Origin of the sequence: Pantoea conspicua, assembly GCF_002095315.1 — a bacterium.
GTDB lineage: Bacteria > Pseudomonadota > Gammaproteobacteria > Enterobacterales > Enterobacteriaceae > Pantoea > Pantoea conspicua.
Genome location: NZ_MLFN01000014.1, coordinates 45,939 through 68,812 on the forward strand (window position 1 = coordinate 45,939; position 22,874 = coordinate 68,812).

23 protein-coding genes and 2 pseudogenes are annotated in these 22,874 nt (G+C 56.8%); 16 read left to right on the plus strand and 9 right to left on the minus strand.

The window, feature by feature from the left end; all coding sequences use genetic code 11:
* The first annotated feature begins 2 nt into the window (after window positions 1-2).
* A complete protein-coding gene (locus tag HA41_RS07495) occupies window positions 3-1,280 on the plus strand; it encodes a cytosine deaminase (protein ID WP_094120246.1) in 1,278 nt (425 codons plus the stop codon).
* 37 nt (window positions 1,281-1,317) lie between these two features.
* Here the strand turns inward: HA41_RS07495 and tsgA are convergent, their stop codons facing one another.
* Window positions 1,318-2,496: an MFS transporter TsgA gene (tsgA, locus tag HA41_RS07500; protein ID WP_031376798.1), complete on the minus strand. Its 1,179-nt coding sequence runs from the start codon at window positions 2,494-2,496 to the stop codon at window positions 1,318-1,320.
* Window positions 2,497-2,756: 260 nt separating this feature from the next.
* Between tsgA and ppiA the strand changes: the two genes are divergently transcribed.
* The 5 genes from ppiA to argD all read left to right on the plus strand — a co-directional run bounded on the left by ppiA (window position 2,757) and on the right by argD (window position 6,100).
* The gene (gene ppiA / locus HA41_RS07505; protein WP_094120247.1) at window positions 2,757-3,329 is read left to right on the plus strand and encodes a peptidylprolyl isomerase A; all 573 of its coding nucleotides are present in this window, start codon (window positions 2,757-2,759) and stop codon (window positions 3,327-3,329) included.
* Between the two features lie 98 nt (window positions 3,330-3,427).
* Window positions 3,428-3,598 carry a YhfG family protein gene (locus tag HA41_RS07510; protein ID WP_089562387.1) on the plus strand — a complete coding sequence of 57 codons (171 nt, stop codon included), beginning with the start codon at window positions 3,428-3,430 and terminating at the stop codon, window positions 3,596-3,598.
* Entirely contained in the window at window positions 3,588-4,181 is a 594-nt protein-coding gene (locus tag HA41_RS07515) for a putative adenosine monophosphate-protein transferase Fic (RefSeq protein WP_094120248.1), read from the plus strand. The genes HA41_RS07510 and HA41_RS07515 overlap by 11 nt, the downstream gene beginning before the upstream one ends.
* A 41-nt stretch (window positions 4,182-4,222) precedes the next feature.
* Entirely contained in the window at window positions 4,223-4,798 is a 576-nt protein-coding gene (locus HA41_RS07520) for an aminodeoxychorismate synthase component II (protein WP_094120249.1), read from the plus strand.
* Window positions 4,799-4,879: 81 nt separating this feature from the next.
* The gene (argD, locus tag HA41_RS07525; RefSeq protein WP_094120250.1) at window positions 4,880-6,100 is read left to right on the plus strand and encodes a bifunctional acetylornithine/succinyldiaminopimelate transaminase; all 1,221 of its coding nucleotides are present in this window, start codon (window positions 4,880-4,882) and stop codon (window positions 6,098-6,100) included.
* Window position 6,101: 1 nt separating this feature from the next.
* Here the strand turns inward: argD and HA41_RS07530 are convergent, their stop codons facing one another.
* Both HA41_RS07530 and crp read right to left on the minus strand, forming a co-directional pair.
* Window positions 6,102-8,177 carry a YccS/YhfK family putative transporter gene (locus HA41_RS07530; protein WP_094120251.1) on the minus strand — a complete coding sequence of 692 codons (2,076 nt, stop codon included), beginning with the start codon at window positions 8,175-8,177 and terminating at the stop codon, window positions 6,102-6,104.
* 57 nt (window positions 8,178-8,234) lie between these two features.
* Window positions 8,235-8,867, minus strand: a complete 633-nt coding sequence (crp, locus tag HA41_RS07535; RefSeq protein ID WP_000242758.1) for a cAMP-activated global transcriptional regulator CRP — start codon at window positions 8,865-8,867, stop codon at window positions 8,235-8,237.
* A 303-nt stretch (window positions 8,868-9,170) separates the two neighbouring features.
* On the opposite strand from crp, the gene HA41_RS07540 reads away from it, so the two are divergent.
* Window positions 9,171-9,575, plus strand: coding sequence for an OsmC family protein (locus HA41_RS07540; RefSeq protein WP_094120252.1), 405 nt, complete (start codon window positions 9,171-9,173; stop codon window positions 9,573-9,575).
* 25 nt (window positions 9,576-9,600) lie between these two features.
* On the opposite strand, the gene HA41_RS07545 is transcribed toward HA41_RS07540, so the two are convergent.
* The 3 genes from HA41_RS07545 to HA41_RS07555 all read right to left on the minus strand — a co-directional run bounded on the left by HA41_RS07545 (window position 9,601) and on the right by HA41_RS07555 (window position 11,771).
* On the minus strand, window positions 9,601-10,470 hold the full coding sequence (locus HA41_RS07545; RefSeq protein ID WP_094120253.1) for a phosphoribulokinase: 870 nt from the start codon (window positions 10,468-10,470) through the stop codon (window positions 9,601-9,603).
* Window positions 10,471-10,531: 61 nt separating this feature from the next.
* Entirely contained in the window at window positions 10,532-10,750 is a 219-nt protein-coding gene (locus HA41_RS07550) for a YheU family protein (RefSeq protein WP_094120254.1), read from the minus strand.
* 4 nt (window positions 10,751-10,754) lie between these two features.
* Window positions 10,755-11,771, minus strand: a complete 1,017-nt coding sequence (locus HA41_RS07555; RefSeq protein WP_094120255.1) for a hydrolase — start codon at window positions 11,769-11,771, stop codon at window positions 10,755-10,757.
* A gap of 60 nt (window positions 11,772-11,831) precedes the next feature.
* On the opposite strand from HA41_RS07555, the pseudogene HA41_RS07560 reads away from it, so the two are divergent.
* A pseudogene (locus HA41_RS07560) lies at window positions 11,832-12,433 on the plus strand (LysE family translocator).
* A gap of 1 nt (window position 12,434) precedes the next feature.
* On the opposite strand, the gene HA41_RS07565 reads toward HA41_RS07560, so the two are convergent.
* Window positions 12,435-13,415, minus strand: a complete 981-nt coding sequence (locus HA41_RS07565) for a LacI family DNA-binding transcriptional regulator (protein WP_094120256.1) — start codon at window positions 13,413-13,415, stop codon at window positions 12,435-12,437.
* 237 nt (window positions 13,416-13,652) lie between these two features.
* On the opposite strand from HA41_RS07565, the gene tauA reads away from it, so the two are divergent.
* The 4 genes and pseudogenes from tauA (at window position 13,653) to tauD (ending at window position 17,071) form a co-directional block, all read left to right on the plus strand.
* Window positions 13,653-14,633 (plus strand): taurine ABC transporter substrate-binding protein, encoded by a 981-nt coding sequence (gene tauA / locus HA41_RS07570; protein WP_094120257.1) that lies wholly within the window; start codon window positions 13,653-13,655, stop codon window positions 14,631-14,633.
* Between the two features lie 11 nt (window positions 14,634-14,644).
* Window positions 14,645-15,411 (plus strand): annotated as a pseudogene (tauB, locus tag HA41_RS07575) (taurine ABC transporter ATP-binding subunit).
* Complete coding sequence (gene tauC, locus HA41_RS07580; RefSeq protein ID WP_094120258.1) at window positions 15,408-16,235, plus strand: taurine ABC transporter permease TauC; 828 nt, start codon at window positions 15,408-15,410, stop codon at window positions 16,233-16,235. Before tauB ends, tauC begins: the two are co-directional and overlap by 4 nt.
* Window positions 16,232-17,071: a taurine dioxygenase gene (tauD, locus tag HA41_RS07585; protein WP_094120259.1), complete on the plus strand. Its 840-nt coding sequence runs from the start codon at window positions 16,232-16,234 to the stop codon at window positions 17,069-17,071. The genes tauC and tauD overlap by 4 nt, the downstream gene beginning before the upstream one ends.
* 51 nt (window positions 17,072-17,122) lie before the next feature.
* Here the strand turns inward: tauD and HA41_RS07590 are convergent, their stop codons facing one another.
* On the minus strand, window positions 17,123-19,027 hold the full coding sequence (locus HA41_RS07590; protein ID WP_094120260.1) for an ABC transporter ATP-binding protein: 1,905 nt from the start codon (window positions 19,025-19,027) through the stop codon (window positions 17,123-17,125).
* 112 nt (window positions 19,028-19,139) lie between these two features.
* Here HA41_RS07590 and kefG point away from each other — a divergent pair, with 112 nt between their 5' ends.
* From kefG to slyD, 4 genes are all read left to right on the plus strand, one after another.
* Window positions 19,140-19,691 (plus strand): glutathione-regulated potassium-efflux system ancillary protein KefG, encoded by a 552-nt coding sequence (gene kefG / locus HA41_RS07595; RefSeq protein ID WP_094120261.1) that lies wholly within the window; start codon window positions 19,140-19,142, stop codon window positions 19,689-19,691.
* Window positions 19,692-21,497, plus strand: a complete 1,806-nt coding sequence (kefB, locus tag HA41_RS07600; protein ID WP_094120262.1) for a glutathione-regulated potassium-efflux system protein KefB — start codon at window positions 19,692-19,694, stop codon at window positions 21,495-21,497.
* A 23-nt stretch (window positions 21,498-21,520) separates the two neighbouring features.
* On the plus strand, window positions 21,521-21,715 hold the full coding sequence (locus tag HA41_RS07605) for a YheV family putative zinc ribbon protein (RefSeq protein WP_010253033.1): 195 nt from the start codon (window positions 21,521-21,523) through the stop codon (window positions 21,713-21,715).
* 198 nt (window positions 21,716-21,913) lie between these two features.
* Complete coding sequence (slyD, locus tag HA41_RS07610; RefSeq protein ID WP_094120263.1) at window positions 21,914-22,474, plus strand: peptidylprolyl isomerase; 561 nt, start codon at window positions 21,914-21,916, stop codon at window positions 22,472-22,474.
* A 91-nt stretch (window positions 22,475-22,565) separates the two neighbouring features.
* Here the strand turns inward: slyD and HA41_RS07615 are convergent, their stop codons facing one another.
* The gene (locus HA41_RS07615) at window positions 22,566-22,784 is read right to left on the minus strand and encodes a SlyX family protein (protein WP_013359251.1); all 219 of its coding nucleotides are present in this window, start codon (window positions 22,782-22,784) and stop codon (window positions 22,566-22,568) included.
* Window positions 22,785-22,874 lie beyond the last annotated feature (90 nt).

A 22,874-nucleotide genomic window follows, 5' to 3' on the forward strand; every position in this document is an offset into this window, starting at 1 on the left:
CAATGATTTCACCCAAGTGGATCAACAACGTGCGTTTACCCTGTCGCGAGGGGCTTTGGCAGATTGAAATGGCTGACGGAAACATTGCCCGTATCTCCGCTCAGCCGCAGCAACCCACACCCGCAGAAGCCTCGCTGGACGGGGAAGGCGGTCTGGCCTGCGCGCCGTTCATCGAGCCACATATTCACCTCGATACCACCCAGACCGCCGGTGAGCCGGCCTGGAATCAATCCGGTACGCTATTTGAGGGCATTGAACGCTGGGCTGAGCGTAAGGCGCTGCTTAGTCATCAGGACGTGAAACAGCGGGCCTTAAAAACCCTGAAATGGCAGATCGCCAACGGCATTCAGTTTGTCCGCACCCATGTCGATGTTTCCGACCCGACGCTGACTGCGTTAAAAGCGATGCTGGAGCTCAAAGCGGAGATGGCACCCTGGATAACCCTTCAGATTATCGCCTTTCCGCAAGAGGGGATTCTCTCTTATCCCAATGGTGAAGCGTTGCTGGAAGAGGCGCTGCGGCTTGGCGCAGATGGGGTCGGAGCCATTCCCCATTACGAGTTCACCCGCGAATATGGCGTTGAGTCGCTGCATAAAACCTTCGCGCTGGCCAATCGCTACGACAAGCTGATTGATGTCCACTGCGATGAGATTGACGATGAGCAGTCACGCTTTGTTGAAACCGTGGCGGCGCTGGCGCATCGTGACGGCAACGGCGCGCGGGTCACCGCCAGCCACACCACCGCCATGCACTCTTATAACGGTGCCTACACCTCGAGGCTGTTCCGTCTGTTAAAATTGTCAGGCATTAATTTCGTCGCCAATCCGCTGGTCAATATTCACCTGCAGGGCCGGTTCGATCACTATCCTAAGCGGCGCGGTATTACGCGGGTGAAAGAGATGCTGGAGGCGGAGATTAACGTCTGCTTCGGGCATGACGACGTGTTCGATCCCTGGTATCCGCTCGGCACCGCAAACATGCTGCAGGTGCTGCATATGGGGTTACACGTCTGCCAGCTGATGGGTTACGAACAGATTGATGCGGGCCTGGATCTGATTACCCACAACAGTGCCAGAACCCTGCAGCTGTCCGGCTACGGCATTCAGAGCGGCCATGAGGCGAGCCTGATCATTCTGCCTGCAGAGAGCGGTTTTGATGCGATAAGACGACAGGTTCCGGTGCGCTATTCGTTGCGGCGTGGCGAAGTGATTGCAGCGACCAGACCGGCAGAGAGCGAGATTTACTGGCGGGAGCAGGAGCGCGTCAACTTCCGGCGCTAATAAGAAGAGGGCGGCAAAATTTTGCCGCCCGGAGAGATTAATGGGTGACGTGACCGTGCGAGCGATGTTTCGTGACCAGCCCCAGCAGGACGCACATCACAAACACCACCGCATACAGACCGTTAGCGGTAACCAGCGCAGTATGCACGCCGCTCTTCTCAACGATCGGCGCGGTAACCACAAAGGTCAGCATGGTGCCGACGGTGCCGCAGGTCAGAATAAAGTTCACCAGTTTCGGTGAAGCCACTTTGGTCTGCAGCGAGCCGAGCGTAATGATGGTGGTGTAAATGGCGCTGGAGCTGAAGCCCAGAACCATAATGATCCACTTCAGCATACCGGCATCCTGACTGCTGACGAACCAGTACATCAGCAGCGTCGCCAGGCCCGCCAGCACCATCAGGATACGTTGCAGGTCGAAGAAACGCAGCAGGAAGCTGAACGCCCACATCCCGACCATATAGGCGGTCCAGAAGCTGCCGACCAGCTGTCCGGCGTTATCAATGTTCATGCCCATGACTTTGGTGGCGTATTCCGGCACCCAGGAGATAAAGCCGAGCTGACCCAGGATGTAGCACAGCGCGGCAACTGCCAGCAGCAGCACGCCAACGCCCCATTTTTCCTTCTCGACGGTCGGGCTGTTTTCCGGCTTGCGCAGCACTGGAAACTCAACAAACAGCGTCATAATAAAGATCGCCACATAGATGAAGCCAATGCAGACGTAAACCCAGTACCAGGGCAGCTGACGTGCCAGCAGGATACCGGCCAGCACCGGGAACAGCGTGCCCGCCATGCTGAAGAAGGAGTCGGTAAACAGCAGACGCGAGCCGCGCTGACGACCTTCGTACATATGGGTTATCAGGAAGGTCCCGATCGACATGGTAATGCCGCTGACCACGCCCAGCACGAACATGCAGAGTGAGAAGATGCTGAGATCGCGGCTGGTCATTAAGCCTATGATCGCCAGTACCATCAGGACGAAACCGAAAATCAGCTGGCGCTTGAGTGGCACGATCACCATCAGCCAGGCATTGAGGAAAACGGCGGCCAGGATCCCGCTGTTCAGGAAGGTGAAGGTGTTACTCATGCTGGAGATGGGGATCTGGAAATCTTTCGCGATATCGCCCATTACCATGCCGGTAACGATCACCAGCGCGCCGGTAAGCGCATACGAGAAAAAGCTTATCCAGGTAAGGCCGATACGATTACGGTTTGTCATGTTCTGAACCTGTTGGGAAACCGGTGGCAAAAAGTGTCAGAAAGTGTAAACGGAACTGTGATCTTAATAAACAACCAGTGAAACTGGAGATCTACATTTCATGAGTTGTGTGATTTTAATCACGCAAATAGCCGGATTTCATCCGCACTGACGCTTTTTTAGTCGCAGCGTAAATATAGGTAAAACGCTGGTGCTTGTATTACATGCTCTTTACAATCAATCACGTTTTTGAGCTAGCTCTCCAAGGTAAGGAATCTTTCATGTTTAAACGTACTTTAACAGCGGCAATTACCCTGTTAGCGCTCTCATCTGTTTCCGCCTCGGCTCTGGCCGCAAAAGGCGATACCCATGTTCTGCTCACCACGTCTGCCGGCAATATCGAACTCGAACTGAATAACCAAAAAGCGCCGGTCTCGGTGAAAAACTTCGTTGATTACGTCAACAATGGTTTCTACAACAACACCATTTTCCATCGCGTGATCCCGGGCTTTATGGTGCAGGGCGGTGGCTTCACCACCGACATGCAGCAGAAGCAGACCAATGCGCCGATCAAAAATGAGGCAGATAACGGCCTGCGCAACCTGCGTGGCACCATTTCTATGGCGCGTACTGCCGATAAAGACAGCGCCACCAGCCAGTTCTTCCTAAACGTGGCCGATAACGCCTTCCTCGATCACGGTCAGCGTGATTTTGGTTATGCGGTCTTCGGTAAAATTGTGAAAGGCCAGGATGTGGCTGACAAAATTTCTCAGGTACCGACCAAAGATGTGGGTCCTTACCAGAATGTCCCGTCTAAACCGGTAGTTATCCTCTCCGCTAAAGTTCTGCCTTAACGGTCCGGTCGCCATCTGCGGATGGCGACATCTTCCCGCATCCGGCAAAGCCAGAATTTGCTCTTATACTTAGGGCAAAAACCGGAGCAGGAGGCGGCATGGCGAACAAACTCACCGAAAAACAAAAGGCCACCCTGTGGCAGCAACGGCGTAGTGCCAGCTATCAGGCCAGTTGCCGGCTGGAAGGCTTCAGCCACAATGAACCCGCCGTAAAAGGCGACGAGGCGGCAGCACGCCTGGCGTCGCTGAGGAGGCAATATGGTCTCTAATATCGCGGTCAGTCAGGATCCCTACCTGTGGCACAACGACAACGTGCTGAAGAACCTGCTCGATATTCATGACGCTGCTCAGCTGCGTAAAGCAGAGCTGAGTTTCAGCGCTGCGCGGCTGGCCACGCTGGAGTTAGGTCCGCGTAACGCTGGCCTACCCTGGCTGCGGCTGATCCACCGTACGCTGTTCCAGGATGTGTACAGCTGGGCCGGCGAGCTACGCACCATTGATATCTGGCGCGATGAGACACCTTTCTGCCACTTTGAATATATCGAAAAAGAGGGCAACGCCCTGATGGCGGCGCTGGAAGAGGAGAACGGTCTGGCAGATCTGCCACGCGATGCGTTTGTGCAGCGGGTTGCGCATTTCTATTGCGAAATTAACGTACTGCATCCCTTCCGTGAAGGGAATGGCCGGGCGCAACGCATCTTTTTCGAGCAGCTGGCGTTGCATGCGGGTTATCTGCTGGCGTGGGATGCGATTGATGCCGGGAGCTGGCTGGCGGCGAATCAGGCCGGTGTCGCGGGTGACCTGCAGCCGCTGGAGCAGGTTTTTGCGAAAGTGGTGAGCGAGCCGGCGTAACCGCGTAGAATAGCGGCGCTGATAACCACCCTGGATTCGTCATGCTGCTGCTGATCGACAACTACGACTCGTTTACCTGGAATCTCTATCAATATTTCTGTGAGCTGGGCGCGCAGGTGCGGGTGGTGCGCAACGATGCCATCACCCTGCACCAGATGGAGGCGCTGCCGCTGACCCATCTGGTGATTTCACCTGGGCCCTGCACGCCCAACGAAGCCGGTATTTCACTGGCGGCGATCCGCCATTTCGCCGGGCGGCTGCCGGTGCTGGGTGTTTGCCTCGGTCATCAGGCGATGGCTCAGGCCTGGGGCGGCGAAGTGGTGCGCGCCCGTCAGGTGATGCACGGTAAAACCTCACTGATCCAGCACAGCAACAGCGGCGTGTTCCGCCAGCTCAACAACCCACTTACTGTCACCCGGTATCATTCGCTGATCGTGAAACGCGATACGCTACCTGATGCCTTTGAGGTCACCGCCTGGAGCCTGCGTGACGGTCAGCCCGATGAGATCATGGGAATTCGCCATAAAACTCTGGCGCTGGAAGGCGTGCAGTTCCATCCTGAAAGCATTCTCAGCGAGCAGGGACATCAGCTGCTGCACAATTTCCTGACGCAATAGTTTGCCTTTGAGTGATTTTTTATGCATATTTTGTGATTATTATTTCACAGCAGAACAACAATCATTCAAATGGAGTCACTCATGGCAGCCGAAAAAATTGCGGTCACACGGGAAACGTTCGATAACGTTATTTTGCCTGTTTATGCACCAGCCCAGTTTGTGCCGGTGAAAGGCAAGGGCAGCCGCGTCTGGGATCAGCAGGGCAAAGAGTATATCGACTTTTCTGGCGGCATCGCGGTGACTGCGCTCGGCCATTGCCATCCCGCGCTGGTGGAGACGCTGAAAAGCCAGGGTGAAACGCTGTGGCATACCAGCAACGTCTTCACCAACGAACCGGCGCTGCGTCTCGCCAGTAAGCTCATCAAGGCCACCTTTGCCGATCGGGTGTTCTTCGCCAACTCCGGCGCGGAAGCGAATGAAGCGGCGTTTAAACTGGCGCGCTATTACGCCTGCAAACGTCACAGCCCGTTCAAAAGTAAGATCATCGCCTTCCACAACGCCTTTCATGGCCGGACGCTGTTTACCGTCACGGTCGGCGGGCAGCCAAAATATTCCGATGGATTCGGCCCTAAACCGGCCGATATCGTCCATGTGCCCTTCAATGATCTGGATGCGGTGAAAGCGGTTATCGACGATCACACCTGCGCTATCGTGGTCGAGCCGATTCAGGGCGAGGGTGGCGTCGTGCCCGCCACGCAGGAATTTATGCAGGGGCTGCGTGACCTGTGCGATCAGCATCAGGCGCTGCTGGTGCTGGATGAAGTGCAGAGCGGTATGGGACGCAGCGGCAAGCTGTTTGCCTATGAGCATTACGGTGTGCAGCCCGATATTCTGACCTCAGCCAAAGCGCTGGGCGGTGGTTTCCCGGTCAGCGCGATGCTGACCACTAACGAGATCGCATCAACTATGGCACCCGGCGTACACGGCACCACCTATGGTGGCAATCCGCTGGCCTGCGCGATTGCGGAAACGGCGCTGGATATCATCAATACGCCCGAAGTGCTGGAAGGCGTTGATCTCCGGCGTCAGCAGTTTGTCGGCGCGCTGCAGGCGATGGATGCAAAGTACGATCTATTCAGCGACATCCGTGGCAAAGGCCTGCTGATTGGCGCGGCGCTGAAGCCGCAGCACGCCGGCAAGGCGCGTGACATTCTGAATGCCGCCGCCGCGGAAGGCGTGATGGTGCTGGTGGCCGGCACCGACGTGATGCGTTTCGCGCCTTCACTGATCATCGAGCCCGCTGACATCGAAGAGGGCATGCGCCGCTTTGCGACCGCCGTCGGCAAGGTGATCGCCGGCTGATTTAGTTTTTGCGTAACCGTCTGATCAGCCAGCGGCCATGCTGTGGCCGCTGGCTCCACGCCAGCGATGAAATGGTGTGCATCACGCTCAGATGATCCAGAATGCGGCGCACATGCTGCTCCAGTACCGTCACCGGCCCTTCATTAATATTTTCCAGCTCATCCAGCAGATTGACCTGCGAACTGGCACCCTCATATTCCAGCCGCTGCTGACAACGTTGCAGCGCAATTTCACACGACTGCAGATAGCGCTCCGCCAGCGTGGCGGTCAGCATGGTATGTTCCCGCGCCAGAATCGTCATCGCATTGATGTGCTCAACAATGAACTGGCTATGGGTGACCCACAGCCGCATATCCTTAAGATACTGGGCGTTAAAAGCCGGTTCCTGCATCGCCTGGTTCAGGGAGTTAAACAGCGCATTGTGCGCCTGATTAACCCGCACCCGCTGGTAAGCGAGTTTTTCCGGCGACTGTTCCGCGCCCAGCAGCAGCCGCAGCGCATCCTGATACGTTTCCAGCGCGTCATGGGCATTCTGCCGTAATAAGCCGCTCTGCCACTGCGGCCATAGCCACAGCATCCCGCCAAAGGCGATCAGGCAGCCCATCAGCGTGTCCATCAGGCGCGGCAGCAGGAACTGCGCGCCATTCAGCGACAGCAGCTGCAGCGAATAGACCGCCGTGACAGTAAAGCCAATCATCGACCAGCCGTAAAACTGGCGGGTAAACCGGTAGCTGATAAAGGTAATGGCCAGCATGATCAGCAGCACCAGCGATTCCGGCACCGCCAGCCGTAAGGTAGCAGCCGCAATCACCAGACCGACAAAGGTGCCCAGCGCCCGGTGCTGGATACGGACGCGGGTGGCGCTGTAACCGTTCTGGCTGACGAACATGATGGTCATCAGAATCCAGTAGGGCTTCGGAATATTAAAAAACAGCGCCAGCGCACTCCCCAGCATCAGCATCACGGCAAAACGACCGGCGGTGCGCAGTGCAGACGAACGCCAGGAAAGATAACTGCGCAGCGCTGGCAGCAGCGGCAGACGGCGCTGGCGGTCGGCCATCAGGTCACGCTGATAGAGCGGCTTTTGCGTACGCAGCACCCGCGCGATGCGGTTGAAGTGATAAAGACAGAAATTCCCCACCGGATTATCAGGATGCTGGCGGGCAATCTTCTCCAGTGCGCTGAGCTGTTTCTCCATACCAAACCGATCGGGCAACTGGTGATAGAGAATGTTATCTGCCAGCACCCGTAAGCGTGCCGAGATGGTCTGGGCATTCCAGCGGATCACCGCTTCGGCATGGCTCTGCTCCACCAGTTTCTGCACCTCTTCCGGCTGATGCAGGCTGACCGAGATGTGTTCCTGCAGATCCAGCGCCACCTGAAAGGCACGGGTCAGCCGCTTATGGCTGTGATCCCGACTGGCGGACAGCATGTGCATCTGCTGGTAACAGGTGGTGATCAGATCGACCACTTTTTGCTGACGCGCCAGCAGCGGCGGCAGCGCCTTTTCCGGGTCGGTCAGCTGGGTCAGCAGGGTATATTTGGCGTCGCAATAGTTGGCCAGCTCACGGTAGATCAGGCTCAGGCTTTCCCGCATCGGCTGCTCTTTCCACAGCCAGAACCAGAACCAGTTAAACAGCCCGTACCACAGCGTACCGCCGATATAGAGCAGCGGCGGTACGTAGATCGGCATACGGCCAATCAGGCTCAGCGTGAAGATGGCGGCGATCAGCGATCCCGGCAGCAGACGGCCGTGCAACGGGCTAATCTCGCCGGTGACGCCCAGCAGCAGCGGCATGGCGAACAGAATCAGCGGCAAAGGAATAGCGTGCAGCGTCAGCCACTGAATCAGAAAACTGCCGAGCGCAAACAGGCTGCCGCCAACAATCAGGCGTTTGAAGAAGCGTTTATGCGGGGTATCCAGACCGGCGATATTGCAACAGGCGGGGACTAACGAGAACAGCAGACCTTTTTGCAGGTCGCCAGCCAGCCAGCCCAGCGCCACCGGCAGACAGAGCACCAGGGTTTGCCGCAAGGCGTAATTGACTTCAGGGTGGTAAATAATTCGACGCCACATCGGCCCAACACAAACAATAACGGCGCGATGTTGCCATCACGCCGTGGGTGACAGGAATTAGCGGGTGCCGTAAACGACGATGGTTTTGCCGTGTGCGGAGATCAGGTTCTGATCTTCCAGCATCTTCAAAATACGGCCCACGGTTTCACGTGAACAACCAACGATTTGGCCAATTTCCTGACGAGTAATTTTAATTTGCATGCCGTCGGGATGCGTCATGGCGTCTGGCTGCTTCGCCAGGTTAAGCAGAGTCTGAGCAATGCGTCCGGTGACGTCGAGGAAAGCGAGGTTACCCACTTTTTCAGACGTAACCTGCAGGCGACGCGCCATCTGCGACGACAGTCGCATCAGGATATCGGGGTTAACCTGGATCAGCTGACGGAATTTCTTGTAGGAGATCTCCGCCACTTCGCACGCGGTTTTCGCACGTACCCAGGCGCTGCGCTCCTGACCTTCTTCGAACAGGCCAAGCTCGCCAATAAAATCGCCCTGATTCAGGTAGGAAAGAATCATCTCTTTGCCTTCTTCATCTTTAATCAGAACCGCAACGGAACCTTTCACGATGTAGTAAAGCGTTTCTGCTTTTTCACCTTGGTGAATCAGCGTACTTTTGGATGGATACTTGTGAATATGGCAATGGGACAGGAACCATTCGAGTGTAGGGTCTGTTTGCGGTTTGCCGAGAACCATTCGCTATTATCCTCTGTTGTAATCGTGCCCAAAATACAGGGGGCAGTTTTCCCTGTCAGGCGATGAAAGCTTCAAGCGTTTCCCTTACAGGAAATTATTCGGGCTGCATTCGGCGCAGTGCGCATCATTCTTCCCGGCTTCGCCATCGGGTGACGAAAAATATTTTCAGCACTGTTTGTAGCACAGCTTTTGCCGACTGTCTTCTGTTGTCTCGCTTCAGCTAACAGCGGATTTCTCTGGATTGCTGTTTACCAGGCGAAAGCGTACTCTGACGGCAAAACCGCATATTCTGGAGCGAAAATCATGCAGGCAAGAGTGAAATGGGTAGAAGGGCTGACATTCCTCGGTGAGTCGTCGTCCGGTCATCAGGTATTAATGGATGGCAATTCGGGTGATAAAGCGCCCAGCCCAATGGAGATGGTGCTGATGGCGGCGGGCGGATGCAGCGCAATCGACGTGGTTTCAATTCTGCAAAAAGGTCGCAACGATGTGGCTGATTGTGAAGTGAAACTGACCTCAGAACGTCGTGAAGAAGCGCCGCGAATCTTTACGCACATCAACCTGCACTTTATCGTCAGCGGCAAAGCGCTGCAGGATAAAGCGGTCTCACGCGCGGTGGATCTTTCTGCAGAAAAGTATTGCTCGGTTGCCATCATGCTGGGCAAGGGCGTCACCATTACCCACAGCTATGAAGTGATCGAACGCTAATCTACAGGGGCCGCTCTGCGGCCTCTTAATCTATCCGCTTGCCTTCCACCAATCGCTTCACCAGCGGTCCCATGATCAGCTCCATTGCCAGCCCCATCTTCCCGCCCGGCACCACCAGCGTATTAATGTGCGAGATAAACGAGCCCTGCAACATCGCCAGCAGGTAAGGCAAGTCGATATCGTCCAGGGCCTGGAAGTGGATCACCACGAAGCTCTCATCCAGTGACGGAATGGCACGGGCGGCAAACGGGTTAGAGGTATCCACCGTCGGCACGCGCTGGAAGTTAAGGTGAGTGCGCGAGAACTGCGGCGTAATGAAGTTGATGTAATCTTCCATCGAGCGCACCACCGAGTCCATCACCGCTTCACGCGAATGGCCGCGTTCACTGGTGTCACGCACCAGCTTCTGAATCCACTCCAGGTTGACAATCGGCACCACGCCGACCAGTAAATCGACATGCTCCGCCACGTTATGCTGGGCGGTCACCACGCCGCCGTGCAATCCTTCGTAAAACAGAATGTCAGTGTTTTGCGGCAGCGGCTGCCACGGCGTAAAGGTGCCGGGTACCTGATTCCACGGAACGGCTTCATCATAGGTATGCAGGTATTTACGCGACTGGCCCTCACCGTTGAGCCCATACTGTTTGAAGCTCTGCTCCAGTAAGCCAAAGTCATTGGCTTCCGGACCGAAATAACTGACATGACGGCCCAGATCACGCGCTTTGCGGATCGCCATATCCATTTCAGGGCGGGTGAAGCGGTGAAAACTGTCGCCTTCCAGTTCGGCAGCGTGCAGATCGAGCTGCTGAAAGATTTTACGGAACGCAAGGCTGGTGGTGGTGGTTCCCGCGCCGCTGGAACCGGTGACGGCAATTATCGGATGACGTGCAGACATAAAAAAGCTCCCTGTGAGGTCGGGCCATGGGCATTGTTACCATGAATTGCCGATCGGCGCATCAGCCGCGAAATTCTTTGCGCGGCATAATATTGACCGATTCATGCAGCTCCGACCACACCAGTACCACTTCGCCGGTTTCCAGCTGGCGGCGGACGTCAGCCACTTTTTCGTTCAGGCTGCGCTCCTGCTCGCCATAATCGGTGCCTTCACGCAGCACGAAGGTTTCAATCAGATTTTCAAGTGTCTCAGGTGAGACCTGTTGCCAGGGAATAATCACAACGTCAGGTATCCAGAAAAGGGGTAATCCATTGGGGTATGCGCTGTTCAAGCCACATTTCGGGCTGGCGCAATGTCCCGCCGACAAAGCCAACGTGACCGCCGTGTGGGGTCAGCTGATAAGTAATAGTGGCAGATAACTGGCTGCTGTGCGGTATCACCTCGTCACTCATGAACGGGTCATCTTTGGCATGAATGATCAGCAGCGGCTTAGCGACCTGTTTCAGCCAGGGCAGGGCGCTGGCGCGCTGGTAATAATCGGTAGCGTCAGTAAAGCCGTGGGCGCGGGCGGTAATCGCATCATCGAAGTCGCGCAGACGCCGCAGCGCGTTGAGCTGCGCCAGATCGACCGGCAACGTTTCTGGCCAGGCATACAGTTTACGCCGGGCATTCTTCTTTAGCTGTGCCAGCAGATAGTATTGATAAAAGCGCGAGAAACCGCGCTCCAGCCTGATGCTGCACGGTTCCAGCAGCAGCGGCGCAGAGACAATGACGCCGGCATCAACCGGCGCATCCGATCCCTGCTGACCCAGCAGGCAGCCCAGCATATTGCCGCCCAGTGAAAAGCCCACCGCGACGGTCGGTACCCGGCCCCAGTGGGATTGCAGCCAGTGCAGAAAATAGCGTGCATCTTCGGTTTCGCCGGAGTGATAGATGCGGTTCAGCCGGTTAGGTTCGCCGCTGCAGCCGCGGAAATGCATCACCACTGCCAGCCAGCCGCACGCGTGACAGATCGCCATCAGCCCGTGGATATAGGGGCTGTGGAAGCTGCCTTCCAGCCCGTGAAACAGCACCACCCGGGGTTTGTGCTGCGCCAGCTGCGGATCTTCACTCCAGGCGAGATCGACAAAATCGCCATCGGGCAGATCAAGACGCTGCCAGTGCGGATCCAGATTGATCTGCTGCCGCAGAAGACGGGGCAACACCGTTTGCAGATGTGCATTACGCAGCCCGGCCAGCGGCGTAAAATTCCCGGCTTCCGGTGCGCTAAATTTCATGTTGTAAAAGCTTGTCTGATCCATATCACACTGTTAGCTTCGATAGGTTTTTTGCTTGCTGGGGGTGAGGAGCACCCGATTGCTATGGAACTCAGTCTTTTCTTGTCGATGTTAGGATTCCTTTGGGTCGCCGCAATCACGCCAGGCCCTAATAATATGTTACTTACCGCAGGCGGCGCCAATTTTGGCTTCCTGCGTACGCTTCCCCTGATGATTGGCATCATGATTGGGATGCAGGTGATGCTGCTGATGGTGGCGTTTGGCGTCGGCGGACTGATTCTGCTCTATCCCTCGCTGCATCTGGTGCTGAAAATCGCCGGTAGTCTCTATCTGCTGTGGCTGGCCTGGAAAATTGCCACGGCCAGCTATGAAAAGCTGGATACCGATCAGGCACCGGTTAAACCGATGCCGTTCTGGCAGGGTGGCTTACTGCAATTGATTAATCCCAAAGCCTGGCTGATGGCACTGGGCGCGGTCGCAGCTTTAGCCTGGCTGGAGAGGCCTATCGCCATTCGGTGATGGCGATCAGTCTTGGCATGTTTATTGTCAACCTGGTTTCCGGGCTGATCTGGATGGGATTCGGCGCGATGATTGGCCGTATTCTACGCAGCCGTCGCGCCTGGAAAATCTTCAACCTTTCAATGGGGCTGCTGACGGCGGCCTGCGTGCTGCTGATCTGGCACTGAGTTAACTGGAGGCGCGTTCGACGCGCGTCCAGGGCAATACCTCGCGGATCACCGGGGCGTGCGGCTGGCGAATTTTCTGCAACAGCAGCTGCACGCTTCGCGCACCGAGCTGATACATCGGTTGTTCGATGGTGGTCAGCGGCGGGTTAAGGCTGCGGGTAAAGGGAATGCCGTCAAAACCGACCACCGCCAGATCGTCCGGTATCCGCAGTCCCGCTTCCAGCGCCGCATGGATCACCCCTACCGCCAGCACATCTGACACCGCAAACACCGCATCTGGCGGTTGTGGCAGCGCCAGCAGTTGCTGCAGTGCCAGGCTGCCCGCTTCGGTAGAGATATCGCTGGCGTAGGCGACACCCGACCATTCCAGTCCCAGTGCGCTGATTGCCTGATGGTAGCCCTGTTCACGATGATGCGAATAGAGATAGCGCATATCCCCATTCACCAGCCCGATGCGTTTGCGACCCTTACCGGCAAGGTAGTGCACGGTATCGCGCGCGGCGTCGAGATGATCAATGGTGACAGAGGAGGCCGGGATCGCTGGATCGAACTCCGAACACTGCACCCAGGGCGCGCCCGCGATAATGTTCTGGAGATCCTGCAGTCCCGAGGCTGCATCCATGGTGATGACCCCATCCACGACTTTGCCGGTCAGCAGCGTAAGATAGGCGGCTTCTCGCTGTAGTTGCGACGCAGAGTGGCAGAGCAGGATGTGATAGCCGTGCAGTTCCGCTTCGGCTTCAATCCCCTGTACCACGCGCGAGCAGAAGGGGTTGGTGATATCGGAAATCAACACCAGCAACATGTGGCTTTGCGCGGTGCGCAGCTGCCGGGCTAATAAATTGGGCTGGTAGTCACAGGCGGCGATAGCCGACAGCACTTTCTCACGCGTATCGGGTTTGACGCCGGGATGGGCGTTGAGAACCCGCGACACCGTGGCTTTAGAGACGCCAGCCAGCTGAGCGACTTTCTCAATCGACATCGGACACACAGACCTTTCACAAACAATAAACGGGAACGCATATCAATAGCACAGGCCGAATGTGAGCGCCTGACATTTTTCATGCTGGCACTGTTTTCCAGCATTTGCGCTTTTTAACTTTGTTTTGCAGATAGTGATCTAAGAACTTATTTCTATTAGGGATAATTTTTAATTCCTTGGTGAAACTATTGCCGCCAGAGACACTGCTGCCATCATAAAAAGGGTGGGGTAGCAATCATGGCAGTCACAGTACGTTTAACGTTATTAGCTGCAGCGCTGGCGCTGCTGGCCTTTCGGGCAGATGCGGTCAATGTCACCGTCGCGTATCAGACGTCAGCCGAACCCGCTAAAGTGGCGCAGGCTGACAACCGTTTCGCCAGCGAGAGTGGGGCCAGCGTCGACTGGCGCAAGTTCGACAGTGGTGCCGGCGTACTGCGGGCGCTGGCATCCGGTGACGTGCAGATAGGTAATATTGGTTCCAGCCCGCTGGCCGTAGCCGCGGCGCAGAAACTGCCGATCGAAGCGTTTCTGCTCGCTTCCCAGCTCGGTAATTCTGAAGCGCTGGTGGTGAAGAAGAACATCGCCACGCCGCAGGATCTGATTGGTAAGCGCATCGCCGTGCCGTTTATTTCAACCACCCATTACAGCCTGCTGGCAGCCCTGAAACACTGGGGTATCAAGCCGTCGCAGGTGCAGCTGGTCAATCTGCAACCGCCCGCCATTATTGCCGCCTGGCAGCGTGGTGACATTGATGGTGCTTACGTCTGGGCGCCTGCCGTCAATGAGCTGGAGAAAAACGGCAAAGTGTTAACCGATTCGGCGCAGGTGGGAAGCTGGGGATCGCCCACCCTCGACGTCTGGGTGGTGCGCAAAGACTTTGCTCAGCAGCATCCGGAGATCGTCACCGCTTTTGCCCGCAGCGCGCTGGCAGCACAACAAGCCTACCTCGACAATCCTGACAGCTGGCTAAAGCAGCCCGATAACCTCAGCAAACTGTCACGCCTGAGCGGCGTGCCCGAAACGCAGGTGCCTGGCCTGGTGAAAGGCAACACCTACCTGACGGCGCAACAGCAGGTTGAGCAGCTGGGCAAGCCGGTCAACAAAGCGATTGTCGATACGGCGCAATTTCTGAAAGCACAGGGCAGAGTGCCGCAGGCGGATAACGATTACAGCAGTTATGTCACCTCCCGCTTTGTTGAGCCGTTAGCCAAACCTTAAGGAGTCCCCCCATGCTACGCATCGCTCATCTGAATGCGCGTTATGCCGGGCAACCGGTGTTGCAGGATATCAATCTGCAGCTCGATCGCCGTGAACTGCTGGTGGTGCTGGGGCCGTCAGGCTGCGGCAAGACCACGCTGCTCAACCTGGTGGCCGGTTTTTTGCCGGTGGAATCGGGCAGTATCACGCTGGATAACCAGCCGGTCACCGGACCGGGGGCTGACCGCGGCGTGGTGTTTCAGCATGAAGGCTTACTGCCGTGGCGTAACGTGCTGGATAACGTCGCCTTCGGTTTGCAACTGGCTGGCATGGCGCGTCAGGAGCGTGAAGCCATTGCGCGCCGGCTGATCAGGCAGGTCGGACTGGAAGGGGCGGAAAAGCGGGCAATCTGGCAGTTATCAGGCGGTCAGCGGCAGCGGGTTGGCATTGCGCGCGCGCTGGCGACCGATCCGCGCCTGCTGCTGCTGGATGAGCCGTTTGGCGCGCTTGATGCTTTTACTCGCGAACAGATGCAGACCTTGTTGCTGACGCTGTGGCGCGACAGCGGCAAACAGATCCTGCTGATTACCCACGATATTGAAGAGGCGATTTTCTCGCCAGCGAACTGATTCTGCTGTCGCCGGGACCTGGACGCATTGTCGAGCGGCTGCGGCCCGATTTTGGTCAGCGCTTTGCCGATGGGGAGCCGTGCCGCAGCATCAAATCCGATCCGCAGTTTATTGCTCAGCGCGAATATGTGCTGAGCCGGGTGTTTGAGCAACGGGAGGCGTTCGCATGAGTGCGTTAATCAACGACAAAACCCTGCCGGTGCGACGCCGACTGCGCTGGCCTTTTTCCACCCGCTTTTCATTAAGCGTACTGAGCGTATTACTGCTGTTGCTGGTGTGGTGGGGCGTGACCGCGCTGGGGTTAATCGCGCCGCTGTTTTTACCGCCGCCGCAGCAGGTATTCAGCAAACTGCTGCTGATTGCCAGCCCACAAGGGTTTATGGACGCCACGCTGTGGCAGCATCTGACAGCCAGCCTGACCCGCATGTTGATCGCGCTGTTTGCCGCCGCCGCTATCGGAATTCCGGTCGGGATTCTGATGGGCCTGAGCCCGGTGGCGCGTGGATTACTTGACCCGCTGATCGAACTTTATCGCCCCATCCCGCCGCTGGCCTATCTGCCCTTAATGGTGATCTGGTTCGGCATTGGTGAAACATCAAAAATCCTGCTGATTTACCTGGCTATTTTTGCGCCGGTGGCCCTCTCTACTCTGGCCGGCGTGCGCAATACCCAACAGGTGCGCATCCGGGCGGCGCAGTCGCTGGGTGCGACCCGCTGGCAACTGCTGCGCTGGGTGATTCTGCCGGGTGCGCTGCCCGAAATTCTGACCGGACTGCGCATCGGTCTCGGGGTTGGCTGGTCAACGCTGGTGGCAGCGGAGCTGATTGCGGCAACCCGTGGTCTCGGCTTTATGGTGCAGTCAGCCGGCGAGTTTCTCGCCACCGATGTGGTGCTGGCGGGCATCGCGGTCATCGCCCTGATTGCGTTTAGTTTAGAACTTGGCTTACGCGCCCTGCAGCGCCGTCTGACGCCGTGGAATGGAGAACAATCATGAATGAACGTCTGAATTTTCAACCGCTGGGTCCCTATATTGGTGCCCAGGTTTCTAACCTTGATGTTTCACGGCCGCTCAGCGATGCGCAGTTTGAACAGCTCTATCACGGTCTGCTGCGTCATCAGGTGCTGTTTCTGCGCGATCAGGTGATCACGCCAGAGCAGCATCGGGCGCTGGCAATCCGCTTTGGCGATTTGCACATTCACCCGGTCTATCCGCACGCCGACGGGGTTGAAGAGATCATCGTGCTGGATACGCATCAGGACAATCCGCCGGATAACGATAACTGGCATACCGACGTAACGTTTATCGAAACGCCACCGGCGATTGCATTGCTGTCGTCAAAGGTGCTGCCGGAAGCGGGCGGTGACACGCTCTGGACCAGCGGCATTGCTGCGTATGAGGCGCTCTCGGCGCCGTTTAAAACGCTGCTGGCCGGCCTGACCGCCGAGCACGATTTCAAAAAATCTTTCCAGGAATATAAGTACCGTAAAACGGCAGAAGAGCACCAGCGCTGGCAGCAGGCGGTGGCGAAGCATCCGCCGGTGCAGCATCCGGTGATCCGCACTCATCCGGTCAGCGGCAAAAAAGCGCTGTTTGTGAACGAAGGCTTTACCACGCGGATTGTTGACCTGAGCGAGAAAGAGAGTGAGACGCTGCTGAGCTTCCTGTTCAGCCACGTCACTAAGCCGGAATTCCAGGTGCGCTGGCGCTGGCAGCCGAACGATTTGGCTATCTGGGATAACCGGGTGACCCAGCATTACGCTAATGCCGATTACTATCCGGCGCGGCGGATAATGCAGCGGGCAACGGTGCTGGGGGATAAGCCGTTTTAAGACGCAGAGTCAGCGGCGCTCTCCCCCGGTTAAAGGGAGAACGCCAGCCGTTTAACTGGCCATCATCTGCTCTAATTTTTCCTGCGCTTCCAGCCACGCCATCTCAACCTCTTCCAGCGCAGATTTACTCTCCGCCTGGCGCTGCAGGGCGGCGGTCAGATCCGCTTTCCGGCTCTGATCATAAATCGCACTGTCTGAGAGCTGAGCTTCGGCATCGGCCAGCAGGCTCTGCCATTTGCTCATCTGCTTTTCCAGCTTCTCAATCTCTTTGCGCAGCGGCTGCGTCTGGGTGCGCAGTTCCGCATCCCGACGCTTCTGGTCTTTACGCGCCTGAGCGCTGTTGCCATTATCCAGCTTTGGCGGGGCATCCTGTTGCGCCTGCTGCTTCTGCAGATCGCTCAGCCACTGCTGGTAATCTTCAAGGTCGCCCTCAAACACATCCACTTTGCCATCATGCACCAGATAGAGATCGTCAGTAGTCGCGCGCAGCAGGTGACGATCGTGCGAGACCACCACCAGCGCCCCTTCGAAATCGATCAACGCTTCGGTCAGCGCCTGACGCATATCGAGATCCAGGTGGTTGGTCGGTTCATCGAGCAGCAGCAGGTTAGGGCGCTGCCAGACAATCAGTGCCAGCACCAGGCGCGCTTTCTCACCGCCGGAGAAGCGCTCGGTGATCTCCGTGACTTTATCGCCACGGAAATCGAAGCCGCCCAGATAATCACGTAGCTGCTGTTCCAGCACGTTTGGCGCAATGCGCGACAGATGCTGCAGCGGTGACTCATCGGCCCGCAGGTATTCCAGCTGATGCTGCGCGAAGTAACCGAGCTTGATCCCTTTCGCCAGCCCCATCTTGCCCTCCATCGCCTCCAGCTCACCCGCCAGCAGCTTAATCAGGGTCGATTTACCGGCACCGTTACGTCCCAGCAGGCCGATGCGCGAGCCTGGGACCAGGTTGAGCTTAATGGCGTCGAGAATAATACGATCGCCATAACCCGCGGTAACCCTCTCCATCTTTATGAGCGGATTAGGCAGGTTCTCCGGCTTGCGGAAGGTAAATTTGAACGGGTTATCGACATGGGCAGGTGCGATCAGCTCCATGCGCTCCAGCATCTTGATGCGGCTCTGTGCCTGCTTCGCCTTGGTGGCCTGAGCACGGAAGCGATCAATATAGCTGTGCAGGTGCGCCACTTTTTCCTGCTGGCTCTCATACAGCGACTGCTGCTGAGCCAGCTTGGCGACGCGCTGCCGCTCAAAGGAGCTGTAGTTGCCGGTATATTCGAACATCGATTCCTGTTCGATATGGATAATTTTGTCGATGACGGGATCGAGGAAGTCACGGTCATGGGAGATCAGGATCAGCGTGCCTTCGTAGCTTTTCAGCCAGCGCTCCAGCCAGATCACCGCATCGAGATCGAGGTGGTTAGTGGGTTCATCAAGCAGCAGCAGATCGGAGCGGCAGATCAGCGCCTGCGCCAGGTTAAGGCGCATACGCCAGCCACCGGAAAAGTCGCTGACCGGACGCTGCAGCTGCTCCTGACTGAAGCCCAGGCCGTGCAGCAGGCTGGCGGCGCGCGCATGGATGCTCCACGCCTGTACCGCATCGAGCTTGCCGTGCAGCAGGGCAATGGCATTGCCGTCGTCGCGCTGATTGGCGTCTGCCAGTTCCGCCTCAAGCTGGCGAAACTCACGGTCACCATCAATCACATACTCCAGCGCAGCTTTACCCAGCGCCGGTGTCTCCTGATTGACCCAGGCCAGCGCCCAGTTGGACGGAAAAGTGACAGAGCCTGCATCGCTGGTGATCTCACCTTTTAACAGCGACAGCAGCGTGGATTTACCACAGCCGTTTTTACCCACCAGCCCGACCTTCTGGCCAGGGTTGATGGTAGCGGTAGCGTTATCGAGCAGAACGCGGATGCCGCGGCGAATTTGTAAGGCAGAGAAGACAATCATGTAAGCGCCGTATCGTCAGAATATGTTAATTTACTGGCAACATAATGAGATTTTGCTGCGTCGTGCATGGTAGCGGAAAACCGCACCAATGACGACGATTTGGAGGGAAAGGATGTCGCAGCCACCCAGAGTTTTGCTGCTGTATGCCCATCCGGAATCGCAGGATTCGATTGCCAATCGGATTTTACTGCAGCCGGCTCAGGCACTGGAACATGTCACGGTGCACGATCTGTACGCGGCCTATCCCGATTTTTTTATCGACATTCATCATGAACAACAGCTACTGCGCGACCATGAGGTGATCATTTTCCAGCATCCGCTCTATACCTACAGCTGTCCGGCACTGCTGAAAGAGTGGCTGGATCGGGTGCTGTCGCGCGGCTTTGCCAACGGCGTCGATGGCAATGCGCTGGAAGGGAAATACTGGCGCAGCGTGGTCACCACTGGCGAACCGGAAAGTGCCTTTCAGCACCAGGGTCTGAATCGCTATTCGATGAACGATATTATGCGGCCTTTCGAACTGACGGCGCGGATGTGCCGCATGCACTGGATGCCGCCGATGGTGGTTTACTGGGCGCGCCGTCAGAATCCCGATTTAATGAAAAATTATGCCCGCGCTTATGGCGACTGGCTGGCAGCGCCGTTGCCGAATGGAGGGATGTAAATGGAAGGACAAACGCTGCTGACCGCGGGAGTGATCTATCTGGTGGCGGCAGTACTGATCGTTCCGGTGGCGGCTCGCCTCGGTATCGGTGCCGTTCTGGGCTATCTGGTGGCGGGTATTGCCATCGGCCCGTGGGGATTAGGGTTTATCAGCGACGTTGATGAGATCCTGCACTTCTCTGAGCTCGGTGTGGTCTTCCTGATGTTTATCATCGGGCTGGAACTGAATCCGGCCAAGCTGTGGGCGCTGCGCCGTTCAATATTTGGCGTCGGCGCGGCACAGGTGATTTTCTCGGCGGCGATTCTGGGCGGCTTATTGTGGCTGACCGACTTTAGCTGGCAGGCGGCGGTGATTGGCGGGATTGGCCTGGCGATGTCCTCTACCGCCATGGCGTTACAGTTGATGATGGATAAAGGCATGAACCGCAGCGAATCGGGCCAGCTCGGCTTTTCGGTGCTGCTGTTTCAGGATATCGCGGTCATCCCGGCGCTGGCGTTGATTCCGCTGCTGGCGGGCACCGATAGCGGCCATATCGACTGGATGAAGGTGGGCATGAAGGTGCTGGCCTTTGCCGGCATGCTGGTGGGCGGCCGCTATCTGTTACGGCCGATCTTCCGTTATATCGCGGCTTCCGGCGTGCGCGAAGTGTTTACCGCCGCCTCGCTGTTGCTGGTGCTGGGATCGGCGCTGTTTATGGACGCGCTCGGCCTGTCGATGGCGCTCGGGACTTTCATCGCCGGGATCCTGCTGGCGGAGAGTGAATATCGGCACGAGCTGGAAGTCGCCATCGATCCGTTTAAAGGACTGCTGCTTGGGCTGTTCTTTATTTCGGTCGGTATGGCGCTCAACCTGGGTGTGCTCTATACCCATATTATGACCATCCTGCTCGGCGTGCTGACGCTGGTGGTGGTAAAAACGCTGGTGCTTTATGTGCTGGCGCGGGTATACGGACTGCGCAGTTCCGAACGCCAGCAGTTTGCCGGTGTACTGAGTCAGGGTGGCGAATTTGCCTTCGTGCTGTTTTCTGCCGCCGCCTCGGCGAAGCTGTTTTCCGGCGATCAGCTGCCGATGCTGCTGGTGACGGTGACGCTGTCGATGATGACCACGCCGCTGCTGATGCAGGGTATTGACCGCCTGCTGGCGCGCCGTTTCAATGATCCGGACGACGAGGCGGAAAAACCGTTTGTCGAGGACGATCAGCCGCAGGTGATTGTGGTGGGCTTTGGCCGATTCGGGCAGGTTGTGGGCCGTTTGCTGATGGCGAACCATAGCCGTATTACCGTGCTGGAGCGCGATATCAGCGTAGTCAGCCTGATGCGGAAATATGGCTATAAGGTTTATTATGGTGATGCAACCGAACTGGAGCTGTTGCGCGCCGCCGGAGCCGCCAGCGCGCAGTCGATCGTTATTACCTGTAACGAACCTGAAGATGCGATGACGATTGTCCATTTATGTCAGCAGCATTTTCCCCATCTGCAGATTCTGGCGCGTGCCCGTGGCCGTGTCGAAGCACACGAGTTGTTGCAGGCGGGTGTCACCCAGTTCTCGCGTGAGACGTTCTCCAGTGCGCTGGAGCTGGGACGTAAGACGCTGATGTCACTGGGAATGCATCCGCATCAGGCGCATCGCGCCCAGCAGCATTTCCGCCGGCTGGATATGCGGATGCTGCGTGAACTGATGCCGAATCTCACTGACAGCGCGCAGGTTTCACGCGTTCGTGAAGCGCGGCGTGAACTGGAGGATATCTTCCAGCGGGAAATGCAGCAGGAGAAGCGGCAGCTGGATGGCTGGGATGATGATGAATAACGTGATTAAACAGGCGAAATATCATGCGTAAACGTTTTATTGCCGGTGCGACCTGTCCGCACTGCCAGGAAAAAGACACGCTGGCGATGTGGCGTGAAAACAATGTCGATGTGGTGGAGTGCGTTAAGTGCGGCCACCAGATGCGTGAGGCTGATAAGCAGGCGCGCGATCAGGTTCGTACCAACGAGCAGGTTATCGGAATTTTCCATCCCGAGTAGCGTAATGGCTCAGCTTTTTTTAAGCTTAAACTTACAGCGGGATTGAATTCCGTTACAATTGACGCCATTAACGCTGAGGTCGCAAGAGAAAAGGTTAATACCTCTTGCACTCAGCCCCGAACCTTTCTGGTTGGTGTTATTGCACGCAAGAATAGACCAATGAGACGGGATCTCAGCTCTCAACGGTTAGGAGATATCATGAAAGTAGCAAAAGACCTGGTGGTAAGCCTGGCCTATCAGGTACGTACAGAAGACGGCGTGTTAGTTGACGAGTCACCGGTGAGTGCACCGTTAGACTATCTGCACGGTCATGGTTCCCTGATTTCTGGTCTGGAAAATGCGCTGGAAAACCACGTAGCAGGCGACAAGTTTGACGTGCATATCCCGGCAAACGACGCGTACGGCCAGTACGATGACAACCTGGTGCAGCGTGTACCGAAAGACGTCTTCATGGGCGTTGACGAACTGCAGGTTGGCATGCGCTTCCTGGCAGAAACCGATCAGGGCCCGGTGCCGGTAGAAATTACCGAAGTGGAAGACGATCACGTCGTGGTTGATGGTAACCACATGCTGGCGGGTCAGAACCTGAACTTCAACGTTGAAGTGGTTGCGATTCGTGGAGCCACACCGGAAGAACTGGCCCATGGTCACGTTCACGGTGCAGACGGTCATCATCACGACCATGATCACGGTCATGACCACGACCACGATCACGGTAAAGGCGGTTGCGGTACGGGCGGTTGTGGCTGCAGCCACTAAGTCTGATTATCCGCTTCAGGGCCACCTTCGGGTGGCCTTTCTTTTGGCTGCAGCGCGCGGGTTTAACCTGTCAGGATGCGCTGGCATCAAATCAATAGTGCGGCGGCGGCGTCTCTTCAGACTGTGACGCGACCATCGACGGCGCGTTAGCCTTGAGCTTGTCGGTCAGAATACGCATCTGTTCACGCATTTTATTCATCTCCAGTTCGTGCTGAACCACTGCGCTGTTTAACTGCTCAATGGTCATCTCCTGAAAGGCCAGTTTGCTCTCTAGCGTCTCCAGACGCTGTTCCCACTCAGATTGTTGCATGACCTGTTCCTCTGTTAAGGTGCGACTCGGGCGTGATTCTACGGCCTGGCAGCAAAGAATCACCTGATTTTTAAACTATCTGCGGCGTCT

Bases quoted from the DNA above. Each gene is read 5' to 3' on its own strand.
- HA41_RS07545 (WP_094120253.1), bottom strand. From the start codon at position 10,470: ATGTCTGCACGTCATCCGATAATTGCCGTCACCGGTTCCAGCGGCGCG.
- kefB (WP_094120262.1), top strand. From the start codon at position 19,692: ATGGAAGGACAAACGCTGCTGACCGCGGGAGTGATCTATCTGGTGGCG.
- tauD (WP_094120259.1), top strand. From the start codon at position 16,232: ATGAATGAACGTCTGAATTTTCAACCGCTGGGTCCCTATATTGGTGCC.
- kefG (WP_094120261.1), top strand. From the start codon at position 19,140: ATGTCGCAGCCACCCAGAGTTTTGCTGCTGTATGCCCATCCGGAATCG.
- tsgA (WP_031376798.1), bottom strand. From the start codon at position 2,496: ATGACAAACCGTAATCGTATCGGCCTTACCTGGATAAGCTTTTTCTCG.
- HA41_RS07615 (WP_013359251.1), bottom strand. From the start codon at position 22,784: ATGCAACAATCTGAGTGGGAACAGCGTCTGGAGACGCTAGAGAGCAAA.
- HA41_RS07515 (WP_094120248.1), top strand. From the start codon at position 3,588: ATGGTCTCTAATATCGCGGTCAGTCAGGATCCCTACCTGTGGCACAAC.
- HA41_RS07565 (WP_094120256.1), bottom strand. From the start codon at position 13,415: ATGTCGATTGAGAAAGTCGCTCAGCTGGCTGGCGTCTCTAAAGCCACG.
- HA41_RS07605 (WP_010253033.1), top strand. From the start codon at position 21,521: ATGCGTAAACGTTTTATTGCCGGTGCGACCTGTCCGCACTGCCAGGAA.
- tauA (WP_094120257.1), top strand. From the start codon at position 13,653: ATGGCAGTCACAGTACGTTTAACGTTATTAGCTGCAGCGCTGGCGCTG.
- tauC (WP_094120258.1), top strand. From the start codon at position 15,408: ATGAGTGCGTTAATCAACGACAAAACCCTGCCGGTGCGACGCCGACTG.
- HA41_RS07520 (WP_094120249.1), top strand. From the start codon at position 4,223: ATGCTGCTGCTGATCGACAACTACGACTCGTTTACCTGGAATCTCTAT.
- HA41_RS07530 (WP_094120251.1), bottom strand. From the start codon at position 8,177: ATGTGGCGTCGAATTATTTACCACCCTGAAGTCAATTACGCCTTGCGG.
- crp (WP_000242758.1), bottom strand. From the start codon at position 8,867: ATGGTTCTCGGCAAACCGCAAACAGACCCTACACTCGAATGGTTCCTG.
- HA41_RS07590 (WP_094120260.1), bottom strand. From the start codon at position 19,027: ATGATTGTCTTCTCTGCCTTACAAATTCGCCGCGGCATCCGCGTTCTG.
- HA41_RS07495 (WP_094120246.1), top strand. From the start codon at position 3: ATGATTTCACCCAAGTGGATCAACAACGTGCGTTTACCCTGTCGCGAG.
- slyD (WP_094120263.1), top strand. From the start codon at position 21,914: ATGAAAGTAGCAAAAGACCTGGTGGTAAGCCTGGCCTATCAGGTACGT.
- argD (WP_094120250.1), top strand. From the start codon at position 4,880: ATGGCAGCCGAAAAAATTGCGGTCACACGGGAAACGTTCGATAACGTT.
- HA41_RS07540 (WP_094120252.1), top strand. From the start codon at position 9,171: ATGCAGGCAAGAGTGAAATGGGTAGAAGGGCTGACATTCCTCGGTGAG.
- ppiA (WP_094120247.1), top strand. From the start codon at position 2,757: ATGTTTAAACGTACTTTAACAGCGGCAATTACCCTGTTAGCGCTCTCA.
- HA41_RS07555 (WP_094120255.1), bottom strand. From the start codon at position 11,771: ATGGATCAGACAAGCTTTTACAACATGAAATTTAGCGCACCGGAAGCC.
- HA41_RS07510 (WP_089562387.1), top strand. From the start codon at position 3,428: ATGGCGAACAAACTCACCGAAAAACAAAAGGCCACCCTGTGGCAGCAA.